This window comes from Streptomyces sp. NPDC051172 (assembly GCF_040682555.1).
Classification (GTDB): domain Bacteria; phylum Actinomycetota; class Actinomycetes; order Streptomycetales; family Streptomycetaceae; genus Streptomyces.
Genome location: NZ_JBFBBE010000201.1, coordinates 1 through 10476, shown reverse-complemented (window position 1 = coordinate 10476; position 10476 = coordinate 1). Strand labels below are relative to the sequence as shown.

The window sequence follows — 10476 nt, the reverse complement described above, 5'->3', positions numbered from 1 at the left end:
GATCCGTATCCGCTCCGGGAAGCCATCCCCCACCACATGATCACGAGCCACAAGCCCCGGATCCTAAAGGATCACCCGGCAAGGAAGCGACGTTGAGCCGCCCCGTCAGTGCGGAGATTGCTCTGGCACTTTGATGGGGGTCGCCGTGACGGCGTTTCTGCCGTTCATCGCCCGGGTTCCACTGCTGGTGTGGGCCCTGCTCGCGGTCGTGCTGCTCTATCTGCTGCTGATCATCCTGCTGTCGCTTGCCGCGGTGTACGCGAAGAAGCCGGCACGGCGCCGCGCGGCGGCCGACATGGTTCGAACTCTCTGGTTCAGCAGTAGCCGGAACGACGACCAATCTCCAGGCTCAGAGCCGCGGACATGACGTACACGCGACCGAAGCCGGACACGCGATCCGGCTTCAACTACTTGGGCAGCCTCAGAACGGCGGTTCATCGGCGTAAGGGGCTCCGCCCCCCCAGCCAGCGGGTAGGCCAGGCGACGGCGGCGGGGCGTCCAGCGCCTCGTTCCACAGGTGCTTCAGGTCCTGCCGACGCGTGGACGTATCGTCCCCGTAACCGCCCGTGTGGTACTCCTCGTCTGGATCGATGAAGGCCCGCTCACACAGCACCGTGAGAACGGCATTGACCACGGCCCAGCTCAGCGGGACGGTCATGCCCCGCAGCATCTTGCGGATCGTCTCGCGGCTGACCGTGAAGGCGTCGAACTGCGACTTGCCGGCGATGTCGTCGGCGAGTCCGCAGCGTGGGGCGTCCGGCATTCCGGTAGTGCGAGAACAACTCCTCAACAAACCGGCGTCGCGGGCCGCCCGGCAGCTCCGCCTCGGTTGGCATGCGCAAGACCTGTGCCATCGACCAGGTAAGTCTACTGATGACAACCGATGGCATGCTAAAACCTTGCAAATGGCCAGCCTTGACAACCAAAGAGCCCGCGCTGACCAGCGCAAACCCTCGTGACCAACTGGTCGGAGCAGCCCCCAGACTGGATGTGAGAGCGCCGAACTCGCCCAGCAACTGGTGGAGTTCGGCTGCGGCAGCTGCTCGTCACCGGCACCCTCTGGTGGATCCAGCACCGGTGACGTGACGGCGTCCGGCCCCAGGGCGGGACGCCACAGTCGTTTCAACGCGCGAGGTGTACGCGGCACAGGATCAGCCAATCAGGGCGACGCGGGCAGGCTCATGCGAGCGTTTGGCGCGGGAGACACCCAGCAGCTTCGCGATGGACGTGATGGTGTTCTCCGGATCGATTGCTGAACACCACGCTTGTCCTGGCTGCCACCGTTCACCCCTTCGGGGTCCGGGGCCGTCATGCGGTCCTTCGCCCCGTGGTCCGACTGGGGGGCCGCTCGTGCCGCAGCCGGTACATGCGCTCACGGTGCCGGAGGAACTCCCGCATCACGTCACGCCGGTGCTCGGACTCCTGGGGCAGCACCGCGGGAACGCCGGCGATGGCCGTGCACAGCACGGAGCACAGGAACACCCACCAGGAGGCGCCGAGGTACGCCGCGCCGCCGACGGCAACCCCGCCGCCGAACATCCCGATCGCCCGGACGGGGACACGTGCAGCGCGCCGCCGGGTCCTCGGCTGCCGGGGTGCCGGGGTGCGGTGCGGTGGTTCGGGGTGGGTGACACAGGGGCTGCAACGCTGGTCGGGGGCCCGCCGGTTGGCGAGCTGCCGCGACCTTCGAGGAGCACGGGGTTAGCCCTGCAACCCCGCCCCGCCCAGTCCGGCGTGAACCCCGTCACGTCGCATCCGGCCCGACGAACGGGCGGCCCGCCCGGCGCACGGATCCAGCCTCCTGCGGCGCTTCCGGAGTCACGCTTACTCGCGGCTGACGATCAGGAAGATCTGAGGCTCGTCCAACTGGATCCAGACCCGCGTGGAAGGCGATCAAGCTGGTCTCGTTTCGCCGCCGTCTCATCCGGGGCACGGCGGGTGGTAAGGCAGTCCTGCAACGTACTGCTTCCATGCTGCCCTCGTCAGAACATGACCGGTTGCAGCACATATGCGACGGATTGCGCGAGTGGCGTCGAGAATCCACATGCGGACTGCGCCTTGTTCAGCTCCCGTGGCGAGGGTCTGGCTATCCGGGCTGAACAGGAGGCTGCCCAGGAAGGATGCCTGCCCGGTGAAGGAGTGCCCGCTGCCTGAGGGGCGGAGTGGATTGCTGGTGTCCCATAACTGGATCTCGCCCTCGGAGGTTCTGATGGCCAGGCTTCGGCTGTCAGGGCTGACAACTGCTTCATCGACGGCTCCGTCGGCCCGGAACGGCGTTCCCAGCGGCGTCGGTTGAGATGGGCGGGTGGTGTCCCACAGCCGGATGGTTCGCTCTTGCGAGCCCACTGCCAGATAGTGGCCGTTTGGCGCGAAAGCCACAGCACTCCCGTGAAGGGTGCCGCCACGCCTGACGGGGTGGGTGGGATTGCTCATGTCCCAGAGGTGGATGCCGTCTCCCCCGTCGCTCGTTGCGAGCATGCGTCCGTCAGCGCTGGGTGTCAGGGGTGCGACGTCAAGCTCATTTTCACGCAGAATGCCGGTTCCTGCGGGCCGTGGCCGGGACGGATCGGCGATGTCCCAGATCCGGGCCCGGATGCCGTCGTCTTGGACTGCCCCGGCGGATCCGTCCTTTCCTCCCGCTCGCTCCTCGTACGTGATCAGTGTGTTCCCTTTGGAGTCGAAGGCCATGGCGCCGACATCTTGGCCCTTCGCCACGGGTATTCGGCCAAGACACCGGGGGTGCGACGGGTCGGTGGTGTCATACAGCCGTAGTCCGCCGTCGGGGGTCTCGACCGCGAGGAGACGGCCCCGGGGTGCGAACACGGCGGCCGAGCCCGGCAGGCTCCCACCAACGGGCCTAGGTGCGTCTGGCGTGGCGGTGTCCCAGAGCTGCACCAGCCCGTCGCTGCAGACCGTCGCCATTGTCCGGCCATCGCTGCTGAATCCGGCCGGGGTCAAGGCGGGGCAACCGAGAAGAGCAAGCGGCGGCAGACGCCATACACGCAGAGTCTGGTTGTCGTCCGCGATCAGACTCCGGCCATCGGGTCCGAACGTCACGGCGATTGCTCCCTGTGAGCGACGACTCATCGGCTGGCCGAGGCGCTCAGGCGTGTCAGGAACGGTGATGTCCCACAGCTGGATTCCGGTGTCTGCGATGACGGCGAGGAGCCGGCTGTCCGGGCTGTAGGCCACGGCATCGGTGTCTCTCCCCCCGGGAACGCTCAGTTGACCGTTGAGGTGGGCAGCCTGGTTCTGGTTCAGCAAACGCGGATGCCGAGGCTTGCTGATGTCCGACAGCCATACTTGTCCGTAGTCGGATCCGCCGGTGGCCAGTGTCTGTCCGTCGGGGCTGAAGGCGAGTATGTCTCCATCGGTCATCCGGCCGCGGATCACTGAGAGCACGGTGGTGCGGCGGTGGTGAGAGGTGTCCCAGAGTCGCACTGTGCCGTCGTCAGGATCGCGCGTGGCGAGCAGCGGCCTGCGCGGGCTGAAAGCCGCGAGATCAGCGGGCAGAGACCGAATGAGCACCTCGGGGTGCTGGTGGTCGTGTACGTCCCACAGGGATGAGACGTGGTCGCCGCCTATGACGAGCAGGTTGCCGTCGTGGCTGAAGGCCATGAAGTTCCCAGGGGAATTTCCTGGTGGAGGGAGCGTGGCGAGCCTGCGAAGATGTGACAGGTCGGCGGTGTTCCACAGGCTGACCGTCAGGTCGTAGTTCGCCACGGCCAGGACCCGTCCGTCGGGGCTCATCGCCACCTGCCAGCCTGGCAGGGCACGGCCGACAGGCTTGGGGCGCGTGAAGTGGGTCGTGTCCCAAAGACGAATGGCATCGTTTCCGACCAGAGCCAGGATGCGGTGGGCCTTGTCGTATGCCGCTCTGCCGTTGTTCGGTAAGTAGTCGCGAGACGGCGTGTCCTTCTTCTGTTCCCGGATCTCCGTGAACAGGGGAGCGGTGGCGTCACCGACCAGGCTCGTGTACGTCTGTGGCGAGGGCCGCATGCGGTAGGCGGCGATGTCGAGCTGCGCCGCCAGCGCTTCGTCCTGATGGGACGAGGGAACGTCAGCGGCGCGCAGCCGGTCCGCCTCGGCGGCGACCTGCCGGGAGATCGCGGTCGTTCGCTCGCTGCGGGCCGTCGCGCGTTCCTGGAGAGAGATGGCCACGGCGGCGCAGGCCACCAGGAGCAGAGCGGTCAGCGCTGCCACCAGGGAGCGCAGACGACGGGTGGTGCGCACGGCAGCCATGCGTTCACGCTCGCGCGTATCGAGGCTGGCCGTGAGGAACTCCTTCTCCACGGCGGTCAGTTCGCGTTGCTGTCCAGGCGTGGCGAATGCCTCCTCCGCGATGCCCAGCCGGGCTCCGCGGTACAGCGCTCCCGGGTCGCGGTCCAGCATCGTCCAGGCTTCTGTTGCTTCGGTGAGCCGGCGGTGGGTGCGCAGCCGGTCGCGGTCGGTATTGATCCAGGCACCCAGTTGGGGCCAGCCGATGATCAATGCTTCGTGGGCGAGGTCGACGGTGTCGTGGTCCAGGGTGAGCAGACGAGCGCCCGCGAGGCGGTCAAGGACCATGGCCGTATCGGTCGGGTCGGCGAAGTCGAGCTCCGCGCGAGGGGCAGGCCGTCGGGTATCGGGGGTTCCCTCACCCGGGGTGATCAGGCGCAGGAGAATCCGACGGGCGAGATCGGCCTGGTCCGGGGTGAAGCGGGAATAGACGTCCTCAGCTGTGCGAGCAATCGCTCCGTGCAGTGCGCCTGCCGCTTCATAGGCTTCGAGCACGAGAGCGCGGCCTTTGCGCCGCCGCCACGTCTCCAGCAGGGCGTGGGACATCAGCGGCAGGGCGCCGGGTTCGCCCCCGACCTCGTCCAGGATCCGCTCCGTCAGAGAGCGCTCCACGATCAGCCCGGCGGCCTGGGCGGGTTTGACGATGGCCTGGCGTAATTCGTCCCGGCTCATCGGCCCGGCAAGCACGGTGCCGTCCTGCAGAGCGGCGGTCAGGGCAGGGTGCTCGGCGCAGTGGCCGAGGAAGTCGGCGCGCACGGAGATGACCACGCGCAGTCGGCTCGCGGGGTGCGTGGCGGTCAGGAGGCAGTCGATGAAGTGGTCACGTTCGGCCGGGTCGTGGCACAGGGTGTAGAGCTCTTCGAACTGGTCCACGAGCAGCCACGTGTCTCCGTCGCCGTCCTTCGGGGTCAGCCGCTGTTCGTGGGTGCGCAGGGGGTGCTCGCCGGGGGTGAGGACGCGCAGCGCGGCCGGCTGTGGGCCGGCCGGGTCCGGGGTGCGGAGGCGGGGGATGAGGCCGGCACGCAGGAGAGAGGACTTGCCGCTGCCCGACGGGCCGAACACCGCGGTGAACCGGCGGGAACGGGTCAGCTCCACCAAGCGGTCGGTGAGCTCGGCGCGGCCGAAAAACAGATTGGCGTCGCCCGGCTCGAAACGGGCCAGACCCCGGTACGGAGGCTCGACGTCCCCATCCTCGGCCCGGGGTTGCGCCGCTGCTTCAGCGGCCGCCTGCCGCCAACGCTCCTCCCACTCCTCCTGATTACCACCGCACGCCCTCACGTAGGCCAGCACGACGGGCAGGGTCGGCAGCCGCTCACCACCAGCAGCCTGCGACAGGGTGCTCGTCCCCTGACCCGCGCGCTGCGCCATCACCCGGTAGGTCGGACTCCCGGCCTCCGCCCGGAGTTTGCGCAACTCGGCCGCGAACCGCGCCACCGGCCCGGTGCTGGGATCGAGTGGGCTCTCCGGACGTCCCGCCATCGACAACTCACCCCTCCAGCCGCCCGCTTCCCCCGTGGACGCGGCGCAAGGCCGGACAAGGTACGCAACCTCGTGGCAGGAGCGCAATCCGAAGGCGTCTGCTTTGGCCACTGCCGCAGCGCCTGGCCGTGACCTGCAGCGAGTCCATTGTTCAGGGCGGCAGAACCGGCTGCCCATTCAATTCCCGACCCGCTGAACTCGGTGGTGCACCGGCAGTGCTCGTCAGGACATGAACGCAGCACAGCCACAACAACGGAAGGAACACCCTTCATGCGCAAGACAACCGCAGCCGTCGCGACGGCCCTCATCCTCGGTAGCGGCCTGACGCTCTCCCAGGGAGCCTCCGCTCAGCCCTCCCACCCCACCCGCGCCGTCGTTACGGCGGTCGCCGCCACGCCGTCTCGCGCCAGCGTTTCCCCGCAAAACGACGCCGGCAAGATCTTCACGCTCAAGGACGGCCAGTGCAAGAGCGAGGGCTCCTTCTACGCCATCACTGCGTCTTACATGTTCTCCTACTCGCAGCAGACGAAGGGCCACTGCTGGCACTGGACGCGGCTGTGGTTCCACAACTACGAGAAGCACCAGAACTACGTGCTCAAGGCCGAGGGCACAAAGGCCTACCTGCACACCCCGTACGCCGCCACCGGAAACTACATGATGAAGAAGGGCAACATGCCCTACGCAGCCGAATTCGGCCTCTGCGGCGGAAGCGGGCACTGCGTGGTCAAGAAGGCCACCGGAGTCAAGCCGAACTGGTAGGCCGTCGGCCGCCGCAGATCCGCGGCCTCCGTAGTTGCGTCGTCACCGGACCCGACGGCCGGCACCACTTCACTCGTCAGGACAACTTTGGCGATCACGGTGGCTGGCGGCATGGGCAGTTGTTCCTCCGCGTGGGTTGTTGGCGGACGATCGGCACGGCTACTGGCCAGGAACCGAGCCGACGGCGGGAACGACTGTGTCAGCCGCTGATCCGTTGGAGGCGGGCGGCCGACCGGAGTCACAGCAGGCTGTCGGCCTGACCTCTGCCGCTCCCCGGACGGAATCTCACCTGACGGCGAAGCCCTGCGAGCCCTGCCAGAGCCGGGGCTTCGCCGTCGATCCGAGAGCAGTGTCGACAGAGCCGCACCCGGCGGCGGCAGCCGCCAGTACGCGGCCAGCCCCCCACCCAGTCGCAGGAGCTGCACCAACTACGCCGCCCATCGCAGCTGCCTCTGGCACCCACCGCCACAGAGGGCCGACCACCGTCATCCACCCATGAAAGGAATCCCGCCGTGAGTGGACACACACGCCGTCGGGAAATTCAGGACTTCGAAGAGTACGTTCGCACACGGCACACCGCGCTGCTGCGCAGCGCACGCCGCCTCGTTGCCGACCCGCTCGACGCTCAGGACCTGTTACAGACCGCGCTCGCACGAACGTACCTCCACTGGGAACGCATAGCGGACAAGCGACTCGCAGACGCCTACCTGCGCCGCGTCATGATCAACACCCGGACGGAGTGGTGGCGGGCCAGGAAGCTGGAAGAGCTCCCTGTCGGGCAGTTGCCGGACTCGTCCGTCAAGGACTCCACCGAGCAGCACGCCGACCGCGCGCTGCTGATGGACACCATGCGCGTGCTGACGCCGCAGCAGCGCAGTGTCGTGGTGCTGCGGTACTGGGAGCGGATGTCCACCGAGGAGACGGCCTCCGCCCTCGGCATGGCGCCCGGAACGGTCAAGAGCACTCTGTACCGTTCCCTCGCCCGGCTCCGCGAGGAGTTGCAGCACCGCGACCCCGCTTCGGCGGTAGCCGCCGGTCGCGATGATCCGCGGGACGGACCGCGTCCCCGCCGCCAACGGATGTGAAACGTCTGGGGTGTTGGGCCGCTGTTGTTGGCACGATGGCCTCATGGAGAAATGCGAGGACAGCCAAACGCCGTCTGCAGGCTGCACGTTGAGGGTGCAGGTATCGGCCGAGCCGGGTGTGGAAGCAGAAACGCATCTGGTGTCGCTGCGGGATTGGCTGGCTGCGGAGGAGGCGCTGCGCGGCCGGGTTGAGCTGCTGGCCCGGTCGCCGCAGCCGGGGCAGATGGAGGCCGCGCTCGACGTGCTGGCGGTCGCGCTGGGCTCCGGCGGAGCGGGAGCCGTGCTGGCTCGGTCCCTGTCGACCTGGCTGGTGCAACGTCGTGCGGACGTCACCGTGCACGTGAGCCGCGGTGATGGGCGAGAGGTCACCGTGGAGGTCCGCCGCACAAGCGATCCGCAAGCGGTGATCGGGGCGGTCGGGCAGCTGCTGGAGGGCGGGGAGGAGTGACGCAGAGCGCGCCGCGCTTCCCCGACGGTGCCGCTTCCCGAGCGGTCCTCATCGGGTGCAGCGACTTCGCCGACATCGATCTGCCCGCGATTCCCGGCGTGAAGTCCAACCTCACGGACCTCCGTTCCGCGCTCACAGATCAGACGCACGGCATTCTGCGGCCGGAACACTGCCGGGTGCTCGCCGATCCGGCCGATCACCGCAGCGTCGGCATGGCACTTGCCCAAGCCGCACGCGAGGCCGAGGACCTGCTGCTCGTCTACTACACGGGCCACGGACTGCTGGACGAGGACGGGCTGCTCCACCTCGCCCTGTCCTCCACGGACCCCGGTCACGTCGGCTTCACCGGCGTCCCGGCCGACCTGGTCAAGCGTTACCTCGGCCGGGCCCGGGCACGACTACGGGTCCTGGTGCTGGACTGCTGCTTCTCGGGCCGCGCGGTGGCCGTCATGACCGAATCGGGCAGCCTGCTGTCGGCCCAACTCGACGTGAGCGGCACCTACACCCTCACCTCCACCACGGCCACCGCCCCCTCCCACGCACCGCCCGGGCAGCGTCACACCGCCTTCACCGCTGCCCTGCTGGACTCCCTCAGTCAGCCGGAACCGCTGACTTTGGACGGCATCCACCAGCACATCGACACCGTGCTGAAGGCGGCGGGACTGCCGCGGCCGCAAAAGCGCTCCGTCAACACTGCCGGGGACATCGCCCTGGTTCGCGGCCCTGTCCAGCCATCCGGAACGAGTGCAAAGGCGGCAGGCGACGGCGCAGACGAAGTTCGTTTTCGTCGGAAGCCATCTACCGCCACGCCCGCGGACAACCACCGCGATGTCATTGCAGCCGTCGTCTTCTTCGTCGGCACAGTGACTCTGACACTGGTTTTCGGCGGCTGGCGCGTCCTGCTGATCATGACCGCCGTCGTACTGGGGATTCTCGGTCTCATCGTCCCGCTGGCCGTCGTTGCAGAGAGAGTCCGCTATGAATTGACCATTAACGCGCAGGGGTTGAGTGAGAGTCCACCACGGAAAGCGTTCGGCCCGCGTGGCCTGGGCCGATGTCGAGTGCGTCGGCGTACTGCGGACAATCGCCAACCACTCCAACGTGCTCGTCGTACGGTTGCGTCCCGACACACCCCGTCCGCCAGGATTCGGCCAGGGAGCCAATCGCCACGTTCCGGACCAGCGTTATGTCGTCGTGGGGACACTGGGCACCTATGGAGTCGACCCCGTGCGCCTGCGCTCGGCCATCGAGCACTTCGTCGGCGGCATCTACCGCACCGACCAACAACTACTGGAGATGGACCCCCGGCTGCGCTGAAGGAGCCAACTGGAAACGGGGCCCGGACGGCAGTCCGTCACGGGACGACGTCGCCGCGCTGCTCGCCGGCAACCCGGTCGCGTCCCGCTTCACGGACGGCATCCAGCCGCTGAGCGCGCAGGGCAAGGCGATCCACTTGGCGCGGCGGATACTGCAGCCGGGCGTGGCGGTTGTGCTGGACACCGAGACGCACGCCCTGTGGGGCCGGGTCATGGAGGTCGCTGTGGTCGACGCGGCCACCGGCGAGGTGCTGCTGGACAGCCTGGTCAACCCGCAGATCCCGGTGACCGCGGATGTTTTCGACGTTCACCGGATCAGTGACGCGATGGTCGCGGACGCGCCGACCTGGGATGAGGTGCTGCCGGAGCTGCTGCGGGTCACCGACGGGCGGAAGATCCTTGCCTGCAACGCGGAGTACGACCAGACGGTCATCGTGGGCGACTGCTGGGGGGTGGAGACGGATCCGCAGCACTTGCGGGCGAAGGATCAGTGGGGGTGCATCATGCGCCGACGCTCCGACTGGGAGGGCGTACGCGACTTCCTGCCCCTGGGTGGCGGGCACCGTGTCCTTGTCGATACCCGCGCTGCGCTGGAGATGCTCACGTCCCTGGCGTCGGCCCCGGAGTGGGTGCTGGAACGTCTGGAGGAGAAGGTCGGTGCCTGACCGACTCGCTCTGCCGGGTCCAGTGCATGGGCCCGTCAGAGCAGTTCGCGGTGTGTCGCCGTGTGCCCTTCCGTGCTGGCTACGAAGGCAGGTATCCGCAGCTCACGTGAGGAGATGTTCGTCGGCCTCGACATAGCCGAAGCGCTGGAGCATGCGCACGAGAGCCCGCCGTAGCACCTGTCGGCGCTCGGTGTCTGCCAGCAGCGGAGACACGGTGATGGTCACGGCCATCTCGGTCAGCGAGCTGCGGTCGGTCGGTCCAGCCTCGCTGAGGTCGATCAAGGCGTCGAGGTGGGGCCGGGGCTCATTGTGTGGTCCCTCGGCACTCACGCGCAGCTCCACGGTGGGTGGCCTAGTGAGCCGGTCTTGAGGTCTCGCTTCGCCACGTGAGCTGTGTTCTGTTTCGGATCATGGCTGTGCTGGTGACAGCGGTGCTGTTCTTCGGT

The 10476-nt window shown here is 67.9% G+C and carries 10 protein-coding genes; 6 read left to right on the top strand and 4 right to left on the bottom strand.

Annotated features, from left to right (window positions below):
* Window positions 1-145: 145 nt before the first annotated feature.
* Window positions 146-367 (top strand): hypothetical protein, encoded by a 222-nt coding sequence (locus AB0N07_RS48240; RefSeq protein WP_365846926.1) that lies wholly within the window; start codon window positions 146-148, stop codon window positions 365-367.
* 54 nt (window positions 368-421) lie between these two features.
* Here the strand turns inward: AB0N07_RS48240 and AB0N07_RS48235 are convergent, their stop codons facing one another.
* From AB0N07_RS48235 to AB0N07_RS48225, 3 genes are all read right to left on the bottom strand, one after another.
* Window positions 422-763, bottom strand: coding sequence for a hypothetical protein (locus tag AB0N07_RS48235; RefSeq protein ID WP_365846925.1), 342 nt, complete (start codon window positions 761-763; stop codon window positions 422-424).
* A gap of 545 nt (window positions 764-1308) precedes the next feature.
* Window positions 1309-1539: a hypothetical protein gene (locus AB0N07_RS48230; protein ID WP_365846923.1), complete on the bottom strand. Its 231-nt coding sequence runs from the start codon at window positions 1537-1539 to the stop codon at window positions 1309-1311.
* A gap of 381 nt (window positions 1540-1920) precedes the next feature.
* A complete protein-coding gene (locus tag AB0N07_RS48225) occupies window positions 1921-5757 on the bottom strand; it encodes a helix-turn-helix domain-containing protein (protein ID WP_365846921.1) in 3837 nt (1278 codons plus the stop codon).
* A 270-nt stretch (window positions 5758-6027) separates the two neighbouring features.
* On the opposite strand from AB0N07_RS48225, the gene AB0N07_RS48220 reads away from it, so the two are divergent.
* The 5 genes from AB0N07_RS48220 (at window position 6028) to AB0N07_RS48200 (ending at window position 10030) form a co-directional block, all read left to right on the top strand.
* A complete protein-coding gene (locus AB0N07_RS48220) occupies window positions 6028-6516 on the top strand; it encodes a hypothetical protein (RefSeq protein WP_365846919.1) in 489 nt (162 codons plus the stop codon).
* Window positions 6517-7028: 512 nt separating this feature from the next.
* Window positions 7029-7601 (top strand): SigE family RNA polymerase sigma factor, encoded by a 573-nt coding sequence (locus AB0N07_RS48215; RefSeq protein ID WP_365846917.1) that lies wholly within the window; start codon window positions 7029-7031, stop codon window positions 7599-7601.
* 43 nt (window positions 7602-7644) lie between these two features.
* Entirely contained in the window at window positions 7645-8049 is a 405-nt protein-coding gene (locus tag AB0N07_RS48210) for a hypothetical protein (protein WP_365846915.1), read from the top strand.
* On the top strand, window positions 8046-9479 hold the full coding sequence (locus tag AB0N07_RS48205; protein ID WP_365846913.1) for a caspase family protein: 1434 nt from the start codon (window positions 8046-8048) through the stop codon (window positions 9477-9479). The genes AB0N07_RS48210 and AB0N07_RS48205 overlap by 4 nt, the downstream gene beginning before the upstream one ends.
* 23 nt (window positions 9480-9502) lie before the next feature.
* On the top strand, window positions 9503-10030 hold the full coding sequence (locus tag AB0N07_RS48200; RefSeq protein WP_365846911.1) for a 3'-5' exonuclease: 528 nt from the start codon (window positions 9503-9505) through the stop codon (window positions 10028-10030).
* 102 nt (window positions 10031-10132) lie between these two features.
* Here the strand turns inward: AB0N07_RS48200 and AB0N07_RS48195 are convergent, their stop codons facing one another.
* Entirely contained in the window at window positions 10133-10360 is a 228-nt protein-coding gene (locus tag AB0N07_RS48195; RefSeq protein WP_365846909.1) for a hypothetical protein, read from the bottom strand.
* Window positions 10361-10476 lie beyond the last annotated feature (116 nt).